18 protein-coding genes are annotated in these 20337 nt (G+C 33.2%); 16 read left to right on the top strand and 2 right to left on the bottom strand.

Going from position 1 to position 20337, the window contains the following annotated elements; translation table 11 throughout:
* The first annotated feature begins 28 nt into the window (after positions 1 to 28).
* On the top strand, positions 29 to 1450 hold the full coding sequence (gene arcD, locus AB8U03_RS01265) for an arginine-ornithine antiporter (protein WP_369702718.1): 1422 nt from the start codon (positions 29 to 31) through the stop codon (positions 1448 to 1450).
* 49 nt (positions 1451 to 1499) lie between these two features.
* A complete protein-coding gene (gene arcC / locus AB8U03_RS01260) occupies positions 1500 to 2471 on the top strand; it encodes a carbamate kinase (RefSeq protein ID WP_369702717.1) in 972 nt (323 codons plus the stop codon).
* Positions 2472 to 2573: 102 nt separating this feature from the next.
* Here arcC and AB8U03_RS01255 read toward each other — a convergent pair whose 3' ends face one another.
* Complete coding sequence (locus AB8U03_RS01255; RefSeq protein WP_369702716.1) at positions 2574 to 3377, bottom strand: TrmB family transcriptional regulator; 804 nt, start codon at positions 3375 to 3377, stop codon at positions 2574 to 2576.
* 317 nt (positions 3378 to 3694) lie between these two features.
* On the opposite strand from AB8U03_RS01255, the gene AB8U03_RS01250 reads away from it, so the two are divergent.
* From AB8U03_RS01250 to AB8U03_RS01235, 4 genes are all read left to right on the top strand, one after another.
* Positions 3695 to 4759, top strand: a complete 1065-nt coding sequence (locus AB8U03_RS01250; RefSeq protein ID WP_369702715.1) for an undecaprenyldiphospho-muramoylpentapeptide beta-N-acetylglucosaminyltransferase — start codon at positions 3695 to 3697, stop codon at positions 4757 to 4759.
* A 216-nt stretch (positions 4760 to 4975) separates the two neighbouring features.
* Positions 4976 to 5401, top strand: coding sequence for a flavodoxin (locus AB8U03_RS01245; RefSeq protein ID WP_369702714.1), 426 nt, complete (start codon positions 4976 to 4978; stop codon positions 5399 to 5401).
* A gap of 397 nt (positions 5402 to 5798) precedes the next feature.
* Positions 5799 to 9305, top strand: coding sequence for a pyruvate:ferredoxin (flavodoxin) oxidoreductase (gene nifJ / locus AB8U03_RS01240; RefSeq protein WP_369702713.1), 3507 nt, complete (start codon positions 5799 to 5801; stop codon positions 9303 to 9305).
* 245 nt (positions 9306 to 9550) lie between these two features.
* Positions 9551 to 9904 (top strand): DUF1292 domain-containing protein, encoded by a 354-nt coding sequence (locus AB8U03_RS01235; protein WP_369702712.1) that lies wholly within the window; start codon positions 9551 to 9553, stop codon positions 9902 to 9904.
* Between the two features lie 110 nt (positions 9905 to 10014).
* On the opposite strand, the gene AB8U03_RS01230 is transcribed toward AB8U03_RS01235, so the two are convergent.
* Positions 10015 to 10659, bottom strand: coding sequence for an HAD-IB family hydrolase (locus AB8U03_RS01230; protein ID WP_369702711.1), 645 nt, complete (start codon positions 10657 to 10659; stop codon positions 10015 to 10017).
* A 227-nt stretch (positions 10660 to 10886) separates the two neighbouring features.
* On the opposite strand from AB8U03_RS01230, the gene AB8U03_RS01225 reads away from it, so the two are divergent.
* The 10 genes from AB8U03_RS01225 to AB8U03_RS01180 all read left to right on the top strand — a co-directional run bounded on the left by AB8U03_RS01225 (position 10887) and on the right by AB8U03_RS01180 (position 20322).
* The gene (locus AB8U03_RS01225) at positions 10887 to 11714 is read left to right on the top strand and encodes an aminotransferase class IV (protein ID WP_369703011.1); all 828 of its coding nucleotides are present in this window, start codon (positions 10887 to 10889) and stop codon (positions 11712 to 11714) included.
* Between the two features lie 23 nt (positions 11715 to 11737).
* Positions 11738 to 13687 (top strand): DUF342 domain-containing protein, encoded by a 1950-nt coding sequence (locus AB8U03_RS01220; RefSeq protein WP_369702710.1) that lies wholly within the window; start codon positions 11738 to 11740, stop codon positions 13685 to 13687.
* Positions 13688 to 13770: 83 nt separating this feature from the next.
* Positions 13771 to 14217, top strand: coding sequence for a chemotaxis protein CheW (locus tag AB8U03_RS01215; RefSeq protein WP_369702709.1), 447 nt, complete (start codon positions 13771 to 13773; stop codon positions 14215 to 14217).
* A 30-nt stretch (positions 14218 to 14247) separates the two neighbouring features.
* The gene (locus AB8U03_RS01210) at positions 14248 to 14736 is read left to right on the top strand and encodes a chemotaxis protein CheD (RefSeq protein ID WP_369702708.1); all 489 of its coding nucleotides are present in this window, start codon (positions 14248 to 14250) and stop codon (positions 14734 to 14736) included.
* A 22-nt stretch (positions 14737 to 14758) separates the two neighbouring features.
* Complete coding sequence (locus AB8U03_RS01205) at positions 14759 to 15871, top strand: protein-glutamate methylesterase/protein-glutamine glutaminase (protein ID WP_369702707.1); 1113 nt, start codon at positions 14759 to 14761, stop codon at positions 15869 to 15871.
* Positions 15872 to 15875: 4 nt separating this feature from the next.
* Positions 15876 to 16643 carry a CheR family methyltransferase gene (locus AB8U03_RS01200; RefSeq protein WP_369702706.1) on the top strand — a complete coding sequence of 256 codons (768 nt, stop codon included), beginning with the start codon at positions 15876 to 15878 and terminating at the stop codon, positions 16641 to 16643.
* Positions 16644 to 16655: 12 nt separating this feature from the next.
* A complete protein-coding gene (locus AB8U03_RS01195; protein ID WP_369702705.1) occupies positions 16656 to 18728 on the top strand; it encodes a chemotaxis protein CheW in 2073 nt (690 codons plus the stop codon).
* Positions 18729 to 18739: 11 nt separating this feature from the next.
* Positions 18740 to 19339, top strand: coding sequence for a chemotaxis protein CheC (locus tag AB8U03_RS01190; RefSeq protein WP_369702704.1), 600 nt, complete (start codon positions 18740 to 18742; stop codon positions 19337 to 19339).
* A 31-nt stretch (positions 19340 to 19370) separates the two neighbouring features.
* Complete coding sequence (locus AB8U03_RS01185; RefSeq protein ID WP_369702703.1) at positions 19371 to 19733, top strand: response regulator; 363 nt, start codon at positions 19371 to 19373, stop codon at positions 19731 to 19733.
* A gap of 187 nt (positions 19734 to 19920) precedes the next feature.
* The gene (locus tag AB8U03_RS01180) at positions 19921 to 20322 is read left to right on the top strand and encodes a chemotaxis protein CheW (protein ID WP_369702702.1); all 402 of its coding nucleotides are present in this window, start codon (positions 19921 to 19923) and stop codon (positions 20320 to 20322) included.
* Positions 20323 to 20337 lie beyond the last annotated feature (15 nt).

Raw genomic sequence — 20337 nt, 5'->3', positions numbered from 1 at the left:
TTGTAAGATAATTTAGGAGGTTTTGTTTGTGGAAGATAATAAATTGGGATTATTTTCACTTATAGCATTAGTTATTGGTTCAATGATCGGAGGGGGAGCATTTTCTTTACCAGCTGATATGGCCAATGGAGCTAGTGCTGGAGCAATCATTATAGGATGGATAATTACTGGAATTGGTATGATAGCATTAGCTTTTGTATATCAGAATCTTTCAATGAAAAGACCGGATTTAAATGGTGGAATATATAGTTATGCTAAAGCCGGATTTGGAGATTACATAGGTTTCAATTCAGCTTGGGGGTATTGGTTAAGTGCACTGCTTGGAAATGTATCTTATTTGGTAATGATGTTTGGAGCTATTGGATATTTTTGTCCTATATTTGGTAAAGGAAATAATTTAGTATCTGTTATTGCGGCATCTATTATTATATGGCTTATTCAAGCTTTGATATTAAAGGGAATCAAAGAGGCAGCCATAGTTAATGTAATAACTACAATTGCAAAATTAGTCCCAATATTCATATTTATAATTGCAGCCATTATTGTGTTTAAAGTAAATATATTTACTTTGGATTTCTGGGGGAATTCCACTCCAAGTCTGGGTAGTATTATGAATCAAGTCAAAAGTACCATGTTGGTGACTTTATGGGTATTTATAGGGATTGAAGGGGCTGTGGTGGTTTCAGGTAGAGCTAAAAATAGAAGTGATATAGGAAAAGCTACTATTATAGGATTAGTGGGAACGTTAATAATATATGTTTTGATAACCGTTTTATCTTTAGGAATAATGAACAGGGTAGGTATTTCTAAATTGGATACACCATCAATGGCATATGTACTCGAAAGCGCTGTTGGTAAATGGGGAGCAATTGTAATAAATTTGGGCTTAATAATTTCTTTACTTGGTGCAACCCTAGGGTGGACACTTTTGGCAGCTGAAATTCCGTATATAGCAGCAAAAGATGGTGTATTCCCAAAAATATTTACTAAAGAAAACAAACATGGATCTCCAGCTAATTCACTATTGATTACTGCTATATTAGTGGAAATCTCACTTGTATTGACGTTATTTTCCAGCGGCACTTATCAAATTTTATATTCAATTGCTAGTTCGGCTATATTGATTCCTTACTTGTTTAGTGCATTATTTGGATTAAAGGTTGAAATCAATGATAAAAACGGAAAAGCAAGAGGATTAAATATTATATTTGCATCTATTGCAAGTATATATACCGCATGGCTAGTGTATGCAGCTGGAGTTAAATATATTTTGCTTGTAACTATACTTTATGCAATAGGTATAATTCCATTTGTAATATCAAAGAAGGAAAAAGGTCAAGACAGCAAATTTGGGCTTTTATCATATGAAAAAGTAATAGCAATGATTTTTTTAGTTGTAGGTATTAGTGCATTTGTCATGCTGATGACAGGTAAGCTGGCAATAGGATAATTTAAATTTACCAAAATGAATAGCATATTTGATTTTAGGAGGAGTAATAATGAAGATAGTGGTAGCTTTAGGCGGAAATGCATTGCAGAAAGAAGGAGTGCCAGCTACAGCTGAAGCACAATTAGAAGTAATAAAGTATACATCAATTTGTCTGGCAGATATGATTGAAGAAGGGCATCAAATTGTAATTGTCCACGGAAATGGACCACAAGTGGGAAGGATAGTTATGCAAAATGAATATGCCAACAAGGTAACGCCAGCTATGCCCTTTGATTTGTGCGGGGCTATGAGTCAGGGTATGATAGGATACCATATTCAGCAGGCACTGAGGTGTGAATTGCAAAAAAGAGGAATAGATAAATCAGTTACCTCTGTAATTACGCAAGTTGTTGTAGACGAAGATGATGAGGGGTTTAAAAATCCCACAAAGCCAATTGGGTCTTTTTATACTAAAGAAGATGCAGAGAAACTTATTGATGAAAAAGGCTATAATATGAAAGAAGATGCAGGAAGAGGATATAGAAGAGTTGTAGCATCGCCGGAGCCTAAGAAAATAGTTGAAATTGATACCATTAAAAAGCTGTTTGATGATGGACAAATACTTGTTACTGTTGGAGGCGGTGGAGTACCTGTAGTTGAAAGTGGGAAAAATGAATTAGAGGGAGTAGCAGCTGTTATAGATAAGGACTTTGCAGCAGAAAAACTTGCGGAAGATTTAAATGCTGATGTACTTATGATTTTAACTGCAGTAGATAAAGTTGCAATTAATTTTGGCAAGCCAAATCAAATTAATCTGGATAGTATGACAATGGAAGAAGGAGAAAAGTATATAAGGGAAAATCAGTTTGCATCAGGAAGCATGCTTCCTAAAGTCAAAGCTACTATGAGATTTGTTTCTTCCAAAGAAGGAAGAAAAGCTATAATAGCATCCCTTGATAAAGCTAAAGAGGCATTAAACGGAAAAAGTGGTACAGTAATAAAAGCATCAGATAAAAGAGTATTGTGCTCTAGTGTTAAATAAGAGATTAAATTTTGTTAAATTATAGATTGTATTTATGGGAACGTTTCTTTATTTGGTTTGATGATTTATATTATAAAAAAAGAAATGTTCCTTAAATTTATACTATCCTATTTCTAGACTATCTCTTATTTTCTTTAAATTTGGTCCAAATTCTTGGTCCAATTCTTTTTTATGTTTTGAGTATATCTGAGAAATAAATATATCATGGGTTATAAAACATTCGGTAACAAGCATAAAAGGTTTGTTTTGTGTCCATATACAATAACTGGTGTCGGAATTTTGAAATATGGAAAATAAGCATTCATTATGATCTACAACTAGGCTTAACCATCTTCCATTTAATGCTGCATCTTCTTCCATTCCATCCATTTCATGATAAAAGACTTCTCCTATTTCGTTAACTTTACCGTAAAGTACGGAAACCATTTTAATGCCTCTCTTTTTAGCATCCAATAGATCTTTATAAAAATAATTGTAATCTGTATTCCAAATGTCTAAGTATATTGATTTTTTAGCATTTTTCAGCATAGATTTAATTTTTGTCTTGATTTGTTCTGTATCATCAAAATGCCATAAATAATTTATAGATGCAAGATCTTTTATATTATTAATATTATTTTGAAGATAATCTATTGTAGAATTAGTATCATTCTTATAAATGTTTAAAAATTCTGCTAAAGATATAGCTATATATTTAGAAGGATTTAATCCATTTTTAGTGATTATATTTTTATTTAAAAGTGATTTTATGGTATCATATACTTTTGATTGAGGTACACCTGAACGTTTACTTGCTTCGTAAGCTGTAATTTCCTGGCTTTGTAATAAAGTTAAGTATATCATGGCCTCATATTTATTTAATCCTACTTTAACCAGTTTAGAAATAAGTTCATTTTTTAATTCCATTAAATTAACCTCCATAATATCAGTAATAAATATTTATTTATTATTATACACATTTGTGCTAAAAATGTCATTACTGTTTGTAATAATAATTAGGTAAGCTTACATATAGAAAACGGCGATTTAGGGACTTTACAGAATTAATTTTAATATACATATTTATAAATTTTAATTTATAAATATATATTATCTTCAGTTGTGTAAATGAAAAATAATTACTATAATGAAGTTAAAGGATGGAAAAATGTATACTTTATTTATTTTATGTTAAGATGTTGAATTGAAATTATGAACATAAATTTACAGGGAGGAAATATATTTTGAAAAAAATAATACTGACGGGTGGAGGTTCTGCCGGGCATGTTACACCTAATCTTGCTTTGGTCCCTAAATTAAAAGAGCTGGGATATGAAATACAATATATAGGAACTAAAAATGGAATTGAGAGAAAAATAATAGAAGATGAAAAAATAAAATATCATGTCATTTCAAGTGGAAAATTGAGAAGGTATTTTGATGTGAAAAACTTCACGGATCCTTTTAGAGTATTGAGGGGAATATTCCAGGCTGTACTCATAATGAAAAAAGAAAGACCCAATATAGTGTTTTCAAAAGGAGGATTTGTGTCAGTACCAGTGGTTATTGCTGCACATTTAAATAAAATACCCGTTATTATCCATGAATCGGATATGACGCCTGGGCTTGCAAACAAATTATCTGCACCTTATTGTACAAAGATTTGTGTTACATTTCCTGAATCCCTGAAAAGTATAAAAGGGCATGATGCTGTCCTTACGGGGACACCAATAAGACAGGAACTTTTAGATGGAAGCAGAATAATGGGAAGAAGATTATGCGGATTTGAAAATGAAAAGCCAATTCTTCTTATAATAGGTGGAAGCCTTGGTTCCGTATTTATAAACAATACAGTGAGAAATTCTTTAAATGAGCTTTTGAGAGTATTTAATATAGTGCACATATGCGGGAAGGGAAATGTAGATAAGGCTCTGAACATGCGAAAAGGATATATCCAATTTGAATATCTGAACAGGGAACTTCCCCATATAATGAATGCAGCAGATATAGTTGTATCCAGGGCAGGTGCAAATGTTATATTTGAATTACTTGCACTTAAAAAGCCAAATTTGCTTATACCACTTTCTAAAACGTCAAGCAGAGGTGATCAGATTTTAAATGCAGCTTCTTTTGAAAAAAGCGGATACAGCATGGTACTGCAGGAGGAGAAAATGACACAAAAGGTATTTTTGGATAAGATTGAAGAGCTCTATACATCAAGGGATAAATACATAAACAACATGAAGACAAGTCCCGCCCGTCATGGGGTAAGCAAAATTATAAATTTGATAGAAAAATATGGTAATTAATCAAGCAATTCTTAGGCTCAGATGAGAACTTTACACTTTAAGATAGTAAAGTACTTTGTGAAAAAAATATTTTTATTTTTATTTTTAGAAGGAAAAACGGGGAATATGTAGAAATATACATATATACTGGCACAATACACTGTTGAATAAAATGGAATTTATTCAACAGTGTATCCAAGTGAAAAATTGTATAAAATTGAAAGGTGGAGATATTATATGAAAAACGTAGCCGTAATATATTGGAGTAATGGTGGGAATGTAGAAGTGATGGCAGATAAAATTGCCAAAGGAGCAGAAAGCGAAGGAGCAAAAGTAACAATAAAACATGTACAGGATGCCAAAGTGGAAGATGTAACTTCTGCAGATGCTGTGGCCTTTGGAAGCCCGTCTCTTGATAACAATAAAATAGAACAGGATTATATGGCTCCGTTTATTAAAGAATTTAAACTTCTTCCTATACAGGGGAAAAAAGCTGTATTATTTGGATCATATGGCTGGGATGAAGGAGCTTTTTTGAAAAATTGGAAAAAAATTGTAGAAGATTACGGATTCAAGGTGGTAGGAGAACTGGCAGTTAAAGAGGCACCTAGTAACGAACAATTGCAAAAAGCCGGGGAATTAGGTAAATTGCTCGTAAAATAAAAACATATAAAGATGTGACAAGCAAAGGGATTATTTATATTAATAGTGAATGATCTTTTTTGATTTATGGGTTCAAAATGCAACTGTATTTTAAAAAAATTGCATCTGTAGTATAGTTTTTATCATCTGAATTATATGGATCTGAAATAATTATTAGCTTTAAAATTTTAAAAAAATTACTTTATGTATTTAAAATTTTTGCGTTTTGAGGTATAGTAAAATTGTAAAACATAATAAATTACAACTAAATATTTTTTGTACTTTTTAATTAAAATTTTTGCTTGTAGTATAATTGCTGTACTAATTGTGATATAATTACTGTATCAGTATTAAAAACTAAAAAAAGTACAATCATTTATACTTAAAATTTACAATACTAAAAAGGAGAGGAATTTTTATGAGTAAAAAGAAAACTATGGATGGAAATACAGCAGCAGCTTATATTTCCTATGCATTTACTGATGTGGCAGCTATTTATCCAATAACTCCATCATCTCCAATGGCAGAACATGTGGATGAATGGGTGGCTCAAGGTAAAAAGAATATTTTTGGACAGCAAGTGAAAGTTATGGAAATGCAATCAGAGGCAGGGGCAGCTGGAGCCGTACATGGTTCACTTCAGGCAGGAGCACTTACAACTACTTATACTGCATCTCAGGGATTATTACTTATGATACCTAATATGTATAAGATTGCAGGTGAATTATTGCCGGGAGTATTCCAGGTAACAGCTAGAGCAGTTGCAGCTAACTCACTTAATATATTTGGTGATCACCAGGATGTCATGGCAGCAAGGCAGACAGGTTTTGCCATGCTTGCAGAAAGTTCAGTACAGCAGGTTATGGATCTTGCTGCAGTAGCACATCTGTCAGCAATAAAGGGAAGAGTTCCGTTTGTAAACTTTTTTGATGGATTCAGAACTTCCCATGAAATTCAAAAAATTGAGTTGTTGGAATATGAAGATTTGGCAAAATTAGTTGATATGGATGCCGTAAATGCTTTTAGAAGAAGAGCTTTAAATCCGGATCATCCAGTAACTCGTGGTACAGCTCAAAACCCGGACATATATTTTCAGGAAAGAGAGGCACCTAATAAATATTATGATGCACTTCCTGAAATAGTTGAAAATTATATGAAGGAAATAAATAAACTTACAGGAAGAGAATATCACCTGTTTAATTATTACGGTGCAAAAGATGCAGATAGAATTATAATAGCTATGGGTTCTGTATGTGAAACCATAGAAGAAGTAATCGATTATTTAACCGGCAAGGGTGAAAAAGTTGGATTGCTTACAGTTCATTTGTACAGACCATTTTCAATAGAGCATTTCTTTAAATATATACCAAAGACTGTTAAAAAGATTGCAGTTTTGGATAGAACAAAAGAACCTGGATCAATTGGAGAACCTCTTTACCTGGATGTTAAAAATGCATTCTATGGGAAAGATGGACAACCAGTTATAGTTGGAGGAAGATATGGATTAGGTTCCAAGGATACGTTACCATCACACATTCTTCCAGTGTTTGAAAACTTAAAGGCAGATGCTCCAAAGAATGGATTTACAATAAGCATAGTTGATGATGTTACAAACACGTCTTTAAAAGTAGGAAAAGATATAAATACAACTCCAGCAGGAACTACAGCTTGTAAATTCTGGGGACTTGGATCCGATGGTACTGTAGGAGCAAACAAAAGTGCTATAAAGATCATAGGAGATCATACAGATATGTATGCTCAAGGATATTTTGCATATGACTCCAAAAAATCCGGCGGTATAACAGTTTCTCATTTAAGATTTGGTAAATCAGCAATAAAATCACCATATCTTATAGACAAAGCTGATTTCATTGCTGTACACAACCAGTCCTATGTTCATAAATACAATGTACTTGAAGGACTTAAAAAAGGTGGTAAATTCTTATTAAATACAATCTGGACTCCAGAAGAACTTGAAAAGGAATTACCAGCTTCAATGAAAAAATATATAGCAAATAACGACGTTGAATTCTATACATTAAATGCTGTTAAAATAGCTCAGGAAATTGGACTTGGCGGAAGAATAAACATGATATGCCAGGCTGCTTTCTTTAAAATTGCGGATATTATACCAGTACAGGATGCTGTTAAATATTTAAAAGAAGCAGTTGTAACATCTTATGGTAAAAAAGGACAAAAAGTTGTTGACATGAACAATGCAGCTATAGATAAGGGTGTTCAATCTGTAGTCAAGATAGATATACCAGCTTCATGGAAAGATGCAGAAGAGGAAGCGGCAGCAGTAAAAGATGTTCCTGAATTTATTTCAAAAATAGCTGATCCTATGAACAGACAAGATGGAGACAAACTTCCAGTAAGCACTTTTGTTGGAATGGAAGATGGTACATTCCCAGCAGGAACTGCAGCTTATGAGAAGAGAGGAATAGCTATATCTGTTCCAGAATGGCAAGTGGATAAATGTATACAATGTAACCAGTGTTCGTTTGTATGCCCTCATGCAGCTATAAGACCTGTTCTTACAACTGAAGAAGAATTAGCTAAAGCTCCTGTGGGATTTGAAGCTAAAGATGCAAATGGAGCAAAGGGACTTAAATTTACAATGGCTGTTTCACCATATGATTGTCAAGGATGTGGAAATTGTGCCGATGTATGTCCAGCAAAAGAAAAGGCTCTTATTATGAAGCCACTGGATACTCAATTATATAAATCAGATGCTTGGGATTATGCTATGTCAGTATCTCATAAAGATAATCCAATGAATAAATTCAATGTAAAGGGAAGCCAGTTCGAGCAGCCGTTACTTGAGTTCTCAGGAGCCTGTGCAGGATGTGGAGAAACTCCTTATGTTAAACTTGTAACCCAGTTATTTGGTGACAGAATGATGATATCAAATGCTACAGGATGTTCATCAATTTGGGGAGCTTCAGCACCGACAACTCCATACACAACTAATTACAGAGGACATGGTCCATCTTGGGCTAACTCATTATTTGAGGATAATGCTGAATATGGATTGGGTATGTTCCTCGGAGTAAAACAGACAAGAGAAAGACTTGAGTTAAGTATAAAAGAAGCTTTAAAAGGTAACTTAAGCGGAGAATTAAAAGCTGCTTTTGAAGATTGGATTGAAAATGTAGACAACGGTGAAGGTACAAGAGAAAAAGCTGACAAAATAATAGCTTTACTTGAAAAAGAAAAGGGAAATGACCCTGTATTAAATGAAATCTATGAAAACAAGGATTTCTTGATCAAGAGATCCCACTGGATAGTTGGTGGAGACGGATGGGCTTACGATATAGGATATGGTGGATTAGACCATGTTTTAGCCTCAGGTGAAGATGTAAATGTACTTGTACTTGATACAGAAGTTTATTCAAATACAGGCGGACAGTCTTCAAAATCAACTCCTACAGCAGCTGTAGCAAAATTTGCAGCAAGTGGTAAGAAGACAAAGAAAAAGGATCTTGGAATGATGGCTATGACTTACGGATATGTATATGTAGCTCAGATTTCCATGGGATCAGACAAGAATCAGGCTCTGAAGGCAATCAAAGAAGCAGAAGCTTATAAAGGACCATCACTTGTAATAGCTTATGCTCCATGTATAAATCATGGATTAAAAGCTGGAATGGGCAAGAGCCAAAGAGAAGCTAAAAAAGCTGTTGATTGTGGATACTGGGCGCTTTACAGGTATAACCCGGAATTAAAAGCAGAGGGTAAGAAATCATTTAGCTTGGATTCCAAGGAACCAACTGCAGACTTTAAGGAATTCTTAATGGGTGAGGTTAGATACTCTTCACTTGCTAAACAATTCCCAGAGCAAGCAGATGCTTTATTTGCAAAGACTAAGAGTGATGCATTTACAAGAATTGAAGGATATAAAAAGCTAGCAAATGAACAATAATTGAAATTAAAGTGCCAGGCAGCTCAGCTGCCCGGCATTTTTATTAAGTATTAAAATAAAATATTTTTCAAAAAAGCTTTTATTATATTGGAATTAAGGTTAAAATTAGAACATAACAATAAAAAAGGAGGTGAATATCCCGGTAAGAGTATGACTAAAAATTATAGCCGGATAGATGAAAGTTTTGAGATTAGGTTATAAATTGATAGGATATCCGCCTTAAAGGTGAATGCCGGGTATAGATTATGAATGAAGAAAATTTGAATGGACATAACTGTAATTGCGATGATGAAGTAGAAACTTGTAATTGTGGTGAAAGTGAAATGGTTCATGATTGCGGCTGTGGATGTGACGACTGTGGAGATCATGAAGCATTAATTGTAGATTTAGAAGATGAAAATGGAAACGTAGTTCCATGTGAAGTAGTTGATGGATTTGAATTTAAAGGCAATGAATATGCCATAGTTCAAAATCCACAAAATAAATCCGTATATTTATTTAAAGTGGAAGGCGAAGGAGAAGCAGGGGAACTTGTTATTCCTGAAGAAGGAGAATTTGAAGAAGTTTCAGCTTATTATGAACAGTTGGAACAAGAGTAAAGTTAAAAGAACAAAGAATAAAGAATAAATATCAAAGAACAAGTTTGGTAGATTTTCGGTATATACCGAAAATCCTCATTCTCTGTTCTTTATTCTTTTCCCTCTAATAATCACTTCCAGTTGAGTACCTTGATATCATGAGCATTTTTTTTCTTGTAATTTATAAGATATGGATTCCCCACAATATTGAATAAAGGCAAATCTGACAGGGAATCAGAGAACATATATGAGTTTTTGAAATCAACCTCTAGATCATCTTTTTTTAAAGACTCCATAAGTCTTCTCACTTTTTCTTCACCTTTACAGTTCCTGCCTATGATTTTATTATGGTGTTTTCCATCTTTAATTGAAAATATGGTGCCTATTACCTTATCCACCTCTTTTATTTTGTACAGTTCTTTTAGATAAAATTCTGCAGAGGCAGAAATTAGATATACTTTGCAACCTTCCTCCTTTAATCTTTTCATGGTATCTAAACCATCCTTATAAAATATTTTGCACATTCTTTTTTCATAGAATTCTGCTGTCAGGCATTTCATTTCCTCCTCGTCTATTCCATTTATAAAGGCAATAAAATTTTCCTTGGCTTTTTTTGCAGTAAATAATTTTATTACAAATAAAAAAGCCGAAATAATGCTAAATGGTGCATATACTATGAGTCTTGGATTCTTTTTTACCATGAATATGTAAAATTCCATTAGGGTTTCCCGTCTGGTTAAAGTGAAATCCACATCGAATATAGCAAGCTTTGTCAAATAAATCACCCCATCTGTTCCTTAAGCTTTCAACTTTATTCTTTTCTATAATAATATCATATGAATATCTTTATTGAAAAGATAATTGATTGTATATGAACAAATTATTGCCATAATGTAAATAAGGAGTTGAAATAATATAGGAAATTATTCTAGATAATGATAAAATATAATTAATATTAATATTTAATTAAATTTTATTATAAGATTTTAAGAGGGAGTTTATGATGAGTGAATGTTTTAATAACTTTTTTTTGTATAATGATGAAGTGAGAAGTAGAGAAAAATTTAGAGATGATATACTTGAAAATGGAAAATCCTTATATGAAGTGATTCGTATAATAGATGGAAAACCCTTATTTCTAAAAGCACATTTAGATAGATTGGATAATTCCTCTAAAGTTACTAATTTAAAGCTGTGGCTTACCAGAAAAGAGATCGTAGACAGCATACTTCAGTTGACACATATAAATGAAACTTATGAGGGAAATGTAAAACTTATATTTAATTTTTGCAAAAACAATAAGTTTTTGGCGTATTTTGTAAAACATCATTATCCATCTTTAAATGATTATAAAATGGGAGTCCATACTGATTTTTTTCAGATTGAAAGGGAAAATCCAAATGCCAAAGTTATAAACCAGAAATTTAGAACCGAGGTGGATAAAAAAATAAAAGAAAGCAATATATTTGAAGCAATACTTGTGGATAACAACGGAAATATAACTGAAGGAAGTAAGTCCAATATATTTATGATAAAGAATGAAAAGGTTATAACAGCACCTCTTAAAGAAGTACTGCCGGGAACTACCAGAAATATTATAATAGGGATCTGCACTAAGTTGGGATTAAAAGTGCTGGAGGAAAATGTGAATTACAAGAATATAGATAAAGTTGATGCAATTTTTATATCTGGTACTTCACCAAAAGTGCTGCCTGTGAAAACAGTGGGAAATATTCAATTTAATTCTTCAAATAATAAAATCTTGATTAAAATAATGAAGGCATATGATGAAGAGGTAAAAAATGACATACGGAATTTTGAAGAAATATAACCTTTATTATTGGGGGGAAAATAATGAAAAAGATATTTCAGGGAATTTCATTGGAAGATTGTTTGAAATCTGCAAGTTATGAATTACATAAGCCAAAGGACAAGTTGAAATATAAGATTTTGAAGCAAAAAAAATCGTTTTTTAAAAAGAAAACAATAATAGAAGTTTTTTGGGATGATGGTGAGAAAAACCTGGCACCAGCCGTGGATAAAGATAATAACTTAAAAATAAATGAAAATAACGGTACTGCTAAAGTGCTGAATGGTAAGATAATTGTAAAAGATCCTGTAGTAGAAGGAAAACCTGCAGTAATTTATAAAAGTAATAATATATCAATTTTTGTAGATGGGGTTGAAGTTGAAAATAAATGTGAAGTTTTTGACCGCAGTGACATAAAAGTAATCTTTACTGAAAATGATCCGAAAAGGGAATTGAATATATATGTTTCCGATGACAAGATGAAGGCCTATGCAGAAATCAAATATACATCTAAAAATGAATATGCATTGAAAGACATGGAGGAAAGCCCAAAATTGAGTTTGAAAACTCAAATATTAAAGAGCATATCTCCAACTAGATATACTGTAAAAGAAATTAAAGAAGAATTATCCAATAATAAAGTAGTTTATGGTATAATAGAAGAAAATTTGAAAAAAGTTGTAGAAATCAGTGAAAAAGTACTTGTAGCAAGGGGAAAAGAACCCGTAAATGGACAGGATGATTTGATAGAGTCAAAGTTTAAAACTTTTGCGGATCTGAAGGAAGATCTGGGAGGCAATGTAGACTTTAAAAGCATAGGAGTCGTAAATTCAGTAAAAAAGGGAGATATAATTGCATTAAGACATGAAGGAACCCAGGGTGAAAATGGATACGATGTAAATGGCAAGATATTAAAGCATAAAAAGGGAAAACGTCTGAAGCTTAAAGTGGGAATGGGATGTACTATTAAAGATGAAAATACAGTGGAAGCAGCTATTGATGGTAAACCTTCCGTAAAGGGAAATACTTTTTATGTTCATCAAGTTCATGAAATCAGTGGTGATGTGGATTTAAGCACAGGAAGTATAAGGTTTATGGGAGATATAGTTATACACGGAAGTGTAAAAGAAGGAATGGAAGTAGAGTGTGGAAATGACCTTGTTATAGATAAGGAAGTGGAAAGGGCGAGTATAAATGCAACAGGCAATATATCTGTGGGTGGCAGCGTTGTTGCATCAAAAATATGCGGCGGGGGAGATAATGTAAAAAAGATCAATGCTGTGGAACATCTTGAAAAATTAAACAAAAACTTGACTAAATTAATTGATGTGGTAAAAGAAATAAAAAGCTACAATTTGCTTGGCCGTGATAAAAAGGATGGAGAAATAATAAAAATATTATTGGAAAGTAAATTTAAAGTCATTTTGAAATTGAGTATAAATGTAATTGCAGATTTAAATATGCAGGATAATGAAAGCGAAAAAAATGAAATAATTGAGTTGATAAGAACAAAACTTATGGGGATGGGGCCCATAAGCATAGAAAATTATTCGGAATTAAATGAATTAATGGATAAAGTCAAGGATAAAATAAAAGAATTTAAGGATACACTCGCACTTCCTGTAAATGTAAATATATCTTATTGCCAGGATTCAGATATAAAAAGTTCCGGCGATATAATAATGACAGGAAGAGGAGAGTATATATCAAATATTACAGGCAATGGCTTTATTGAATTTTTAAACGAGAGAAGTGTGGCAAGGGGAGGAATTTTGAAATCCAAAATAGGAATCAAGTGTAAGACCGTGGGAAGTACTGCAGGAGTATCTACAATACTTCAAGTGGAAAGTCATGGTGATATATGGGCTGATGTGGCTTATCACAATACTGTGTTCAAGGTGGGAAACAAGGAAATGATTTTAGACTCTCCAAGTAAGAATGTACATGCTTACTTGAAGGAAGGGCTTATAGTAGTAGATAAATTTGTTTTGTAGAGATCTCAATTTAAACTTAGTAGGCTCATGCTGTATTAAGTTTATTTGTATTATAATTATGCAATAATAAGGAGGATTTTTAAATGGACAACAAGGAAATAAAAGTATTGATATTTAGTATAGATGGAGAATATTATGCCACGGATATTATGGAGATAGAGAGAATTTTAGGATATGAGGAAACTACAAAGCTGCCTGATTCGCCTGATTTTGTGGAAGGAGTCATAAACTATGAGGGGAATATTCTTCCCATAATATCCCTTACTAAAAAATTTGGACTTAACTCTCATCAAAAAGAAGATCAGGCTAAAATTATAGTCACAAAGCAAGATGGCAATAAAATAGGTATAATAGTTGATGTTGTATCTGAAGTAAAAGATGTGAAGACCGATAATATAGAAGTACCTCCGGAAATAGTAGCGGGGATATCAAAAAGATACATTAAGGGACTTATTAAAATAGATGAAAAGATAATAATATTTTTAAATTTGACGAAAATATTGACAGAAGAGGAAAAGGAACTCATATGATTTTAATTTAAATTGAAAGGTTGCATACTTATGGAGATAAAAGAGATAAAGGTAGGAATAGCAGATATGAATACTGCTAGTTCCCCGGACAAAATTATAACCATTGGGTTGGGTTCCTGCGTGGGTATAGCACTGTATGACAGTAGAATAAATATAGGAGGACTGGCACATATAATGCTTCCAGACAGTACTCAATTCAGCAGTGCGAAGAATCCCTTGAAATTTGCTGATTTAGCTGTTCCACTGCTTATAGAAAAATTAGAGAAATTAGGTGTAAACAGGAGAAATTTAAGGGCAAAAATAGCAGGGGGAGCGTCCATGTTCAACTTTTCGGATAAAAGCATGATTATGGATATAGGCAATAGAAATGGTATTGCTGTAAAAAATATATTAAAAAAGTATTCTATTTCAATATTGGCGGAAGATTTGGGAGGCAATAAGGGAAGAACCATGATATTTGATACCTCTGATGGAGTGGTTAAAATAAAAACAGTGGGTATAGGGATAAAAGAAATTTAAAGATTAATGGAGTGATAGCACTTTGGAGAAAATTAAAGTTTTAGTAGTAGATGATTCTGCACTCATGAGAAAAATAATCTCGGATATGATAGATAATGATTCTTCTATAGAGGTTATAGGTACTGCGAGAAATGGTGAGGATCTTTTAAATAAGCTCTCCTTGAATTTCAGGAAAAATATGCCTGATATAATAACTCTGGATGTGGAAATGCCAAAGATGGATGGCATAACGGCCCTTGGTGAATTGAAAAAAAGAGATATAAACGTACCTGTAATAGTTTTAAGCAGTATTTCCAAAGAAGGTACAAAACTTACTATGGAATGTCTTGAAGCAGGAGCGTTTGATTTTTTGCCCAAGCCTTCCGGTACCATATCCCTGGATATAGACAAAGTGAGAATTGAATTGATAAAAAAAATAAAGGCCGCCTATGGAAATATAACTAAGATGCAAAAGTTCTCCCACATAATACATAGAAATAAAAGCCGTGAAGAAATTGGTGCTGCTAATTATATAAAGATAAATGCTGAAGATGCGGAAGACTATAAAATGGACACAAGGAAAAATATAGATGCTGTGGTAATAGGGGCATCTACGGGGGGACCTAAGGCATTGTATTCAGTCATAACGGAATTCCCTGAAAATATAGGAGTGCCTGTATTTGTAGTACAGCATATGCCAGTAGGATTTACCAGGGCTTTTGCAGAAAGACTTGATTCCAATTCCAAAATAAAAGTAGTGGAGGCACAGGATGGTACAAATGTAGAAAATAATACTGTTTACATAGCTCAAGGTGGATTTCACATGGAAGTTTGGAGAGATAAAAAGATACATCTAAATGTGGAACCTGCCATTTGGGGCGTAAGACCTGCAGTGGATAAATTATTTATATCTGCCTCCAGGGTATACGGAGAGAATATAATAAGTGTTGTTTTAACTGGCATGGGGAGAGATGGAGCAGATGGAACTGTAGAAATCAAGAAAAATGGTGGTGTTACCATATCAGAAGATGAGTCAACCTGTACCATTTATGGCATGCCTAAAGCAACTTATGCTACCGGCAAAGTGGATATGGTTCTGCCAATAGATAAAATAGCAAGTGAAATATTAAAAATAATAAGGCTTGGTAGGAGGTAGACTTATGGATATGGATTATTTTGAGCAGTGGGTTTTAAGGGAATTCAACATAAATTTATCCGCATATAAACCAAATCAGCTGCATAGACGAATAAACAGCCTCATGTCTAGGGTTGGAGTAAAGACCATAGAGGAGTATATAGCGCTTTTAAAGGCGGACAGCATGCAGAGACAGAAATTTCTTGATTTTATAACTATAAATGTATCTGAGTTTTTTAGAAATCCTGAAATATTTGAAGAACTTAAAGTCAAACTGAAAGAGGAACTGCTTTCTAAAAATAATTCTTTAAAAATATGGAGTGCAGCTTGTTCAATTGGAGCTGAGCCATATTCAGTTGCCATGTATTTAAATGAATTGAGCCCTATGGGAAGACATAAGGTAATAGCAACGGATATAGACAATACTATAATTGAAAGAGCTAAAAAAGGTGAATATGTTTTATCGGAAATAAAAAATGTAAAAAAGGAATATTTAAATAAGTATTTTACAGTAAAAGACGATAAATATATTATAAGTGATAAAATAAAGAATTTGGTTACATTCAAAAAGCATGACTTGATACTGGATAACTATGAAAATAATTTTGATTTGATAATATGTAGGAATGTGGTGATATATTTTAATCAGGATATAAAAGATAAAATATATAAAAAGTTCAGTGAATCCTTGAAAAAAGGAGGATTATTATTTGTTGGAGCCACTGAAAGCATATACAATTATAAGGATTATGATTTTGAAAAGGCATCTACCTTTATGTACAGAAAGCTATAAGGAGGGAAAGAAATGGATACATCACAATATATGTCTATGTTTCTGGAGGAAGCAATGGATAATTTGCAGACATTAAATGATTCACTGCTTCAGCTTGAACAAGAACCAGATAACATAGATAAGGTGAATGAAATTTTTAGAGTTGCACATACCATAAAGGGAATGGCAGCTACTATGGGATTCAACAAAGTAGCAGAACTTACCCATAAAATGGAGGATGTATTATCTGAATTTAGAGACGGACAGCTTAAAGTCACTCAAGATGTAGTTACAGTCTTATTTAAATGTCTGGATACCCTTGAGCAAATGATAAAAAATATAGAAGAAGGAGTAGATGAAGAAGTACCCATTGAGGAAATTATAGATCAACTGGAAAAAATTTCAGGAAACCCGCAGGAGGAATCTGCTGTACAAAATCATGCTGTCACCAAAGAAGATAATGAAGTAAAAGTTAAAGATATAGAGAGTTCTTCTGTAAACTTGAATGAATATGATATAAATGTAGTTAAACAGGCAGGGGATAAGGGATTTAATGCTTATGAAATAAAGATTGATCTTAGTGAAAGTACCCTGCTGAAATCAGCCAGAGCTTTTCTTATATTTAAGAATCTTGAAGAAATGGGAGAAATAATAAAGTCAATTCCAAGTGCAGAGGATATAGAAAATGAAAACTTTGAATTTGAAATACAACTTATCTTTTTGACTAAAAGTGATGAAAAGAAAGTTTATGACACATTGATTAATGTATCTGAAGTAGAAAAGGTGGATTTAAAAAGTGTAGATATAAAATCTGTAAAAGCAAAGAAGATGCAGGCAAATGCATCCAATGAAGCTGAGATAAGAGCTAAAGTCAAAGTCCAGGCTGAACAAAGCAGCAATATAAGTCATAAACCTGCAGCTTCAGGAACCAGAAAAAAAGAGGATAAAAAGCCTGTAAAGAAAGAAAACCATAAGAAAATTCACCAATCCGTAAGAGTAGACCTTGAAAGACTTGACAAGTTTATGAATATGGTATCTGAACTGGTTATAAACAGGACAAGACTTGAGCAAATCAGCAGTAATTACAAATTGACTGAGCTGAATGAAACATTGGAGCAAGTGGCAAGAACCACTTCTGATCTCCAGGATTTAGTCATGAAAATCAGAATGCTTCCTCTGGATACAGTATTTAACAGGTTCCCCAGGATGATAAGGGATTTATCCGTAGAATTGGATAAAGAAATGGAACTTATAATTCAAGGAGCGGATACAGAACTTGACAGGACAGTAATAGATGAGATAGGAGAGCCGCTGATTCACTTGATTAGAAATGCAGCGGATCATGGCGTAGAATCCAAGGAAGAGAGAATTTCAAAGGGAAAAGATCCTGTTGGAAAAATAAAACTTATTGCCTACCAGGAAGGAACCAAGGCAGTTATAAAAGTAGAAGACGATGGAAGTGGAATACCTGTAGACAGGGTAAAGGAAAAAGCGGAGGATATGGGTATAAATACTGATGGAATGTCGGATAATGATATAAAAAATCTCATATTCATGCAGGGATTCAGCACTAATAAGGAAGTAACTGATATCTCAGGCAGAGGAGTCGGCATGGATGTAGTCAAGACCAAGATATCCTCTCTTGGAGGCACTGTGGATCTTATAAGCGAAGAGGGAAAGGGTTCCACCTTTATAATAAAGCTTCCTCTTACACTGCAGATAATTCAGGTACTGCTTATAGGAGCAGGGAATGAAACCATGGCGATATCTCTTGGCTATGTAGACAGGGTTATAGATTACAGCGATGATCTTATTAAAATAACAAACAACCGTGAAGTTATAATATATAATGGAAATGTGATACCGCTTATTAGATTATATGATAAACTTGGAATTGAAAGATCAGATAGTAAGAAAAATTATATAGTTATAGTTAAAGTGGGAGAAAAAACTGTAGGGCTCATGGTGGATTCACTTTTGGGACAGAGAGAAATTGTTATAAAGCCTCTTGGAAAAACACTGCAGAATCTAAAAGAATACATGGGGGCAACAATACTTGGTGATGGACTTGTAACGCTTATATTAGATGTTGCATCCCTGGTATAAGGAGGATAATTATGAATTATAAGGAGCTTACTCCTATACAATTGGATGCACTGAAAGAAGTAGGCAATATAGGTACAGGAAATGCTGCAACAGCTCTTTCCCAGCTTTTAAATAAAAAAGTCGATATGACAGTGCCTTCCATAAACATAGTGCCTTTTGAGGATATCTTCCAGAGTATAGGTGGAGATGAAATAGTTGTAGGTGTAATAGTCAGAATACTAGGTGATGCACCTGGAAATATACTTTTTATATTTGAAAAAAATACTGCACTGGATCTCACTTATATGCTTACGGGCGAAAAAAAAGATTATCTGGACGACATGGGAAATTCAGTTGTATGTGAAGTGGGCAATATAATAGCTAGTTCCTATATGAATTCCATGTCTAAATTTACAGGGTTATATGTTGTACCTTCAGTACCTGCAGTTACCTGCGACATGCTGGGGGCAATACTTTCAACTACATTTATAGAATCAGGACAATTTGATGACTATGTCCTTGATATAGAAACATTGCTTATGCAAAACAACTCCAAGGTGAGCGGACATTTTTATTATATCCCCATGCCCGGCTCCCTTGAGAAAATTTTAAATGCTTTAGGAATAGGATAATAACAGTAGTATATAATTTGGAGGGAAAAAAATGGCTAAAATATTAATTGTGGATGACGCTGCTTTTATGAGAATGATGATAAAGGACATACTGGAAAAAAATGGATTTGAAATAATAGGAGAAGCAAACAACGGAATAAAAGCTGTGGAATTATATAAAAAGGAAAGACCTGATGTAGTCACTATGGATATAACAATGCCGGATATGGATGGTATTGAGGCTGTAAAGGCAATAAAAGCTCTGGATCCAAGTGCCAAAATAATAATGTGTTCAGCAATGGGACAGCAAACCATGGTTATGGATGCAATAAAAGCTGGAGCAAGAGACTTTATTGTAAAACCATTCCAGCCGGACAGAGTTCTTGAGGCAATAAACAAAGTTGTAAATTCATAGTAAAATGAAAAATCGTGAGTTAAAAATTTTGTAACCAATATAAAGGTAAGGTAATTTATAACGAAATATTTGAGTAGTATTGAATTTGTGGTTGAATCTTGTTAAAAAGATGTATAAAACTGTGGCTTTGATATTCCAGCTTATAAGTACATAGTTTGTGTACCCGTATGCACATGGAGGTGTAAATATGCAGGTTGTTATATTTGGATTGAATAATGAGCAATTTGCTGTAGAAACAGCTAAAGTCCAGAGTATAAATGATGCCATGGAGATAACAAAAGTTCCAAAGGCACCAGCGTATATAAAAGGACTTATAAACTTAAGGGGAAATGTAATATCACTTTTAGACATAAATCTTTTAATGGATATTCCAAAGAGTGATAAAAGTGAAAGTAATATAATTATACTTGAAATGGAAGATGAACTGGTAGGTATAACTGTAGATCAGGTAGATGAAGTTTTGGATTTAGAAGAAAATATTATTGAAAAGATAAATGATGAGAGAAAAAGAGCCTATATAGAAGGAATAATAAATCTTGAAGATAGAATAGTTACACTGATCGATATAGACAAACTTCTTTCAAATTAGAATTTTCACAAGAAA

Origin of the sequence: Clostridium moutaii, from assembly GCF_041205085.1 — a bacterium.
Classification (GTDB): domain Bacteria; phylum Bacillota; class Clostridia; order Clostridiales; family Clostridiaceae; genus Clostridium_B; species Clostridium_B moutaii.
The sequence above is the reverse complement of the archived record's forward strand: the minus strand, read 5'-3'. Positions and strand labels throughout refer to the sequence as shown.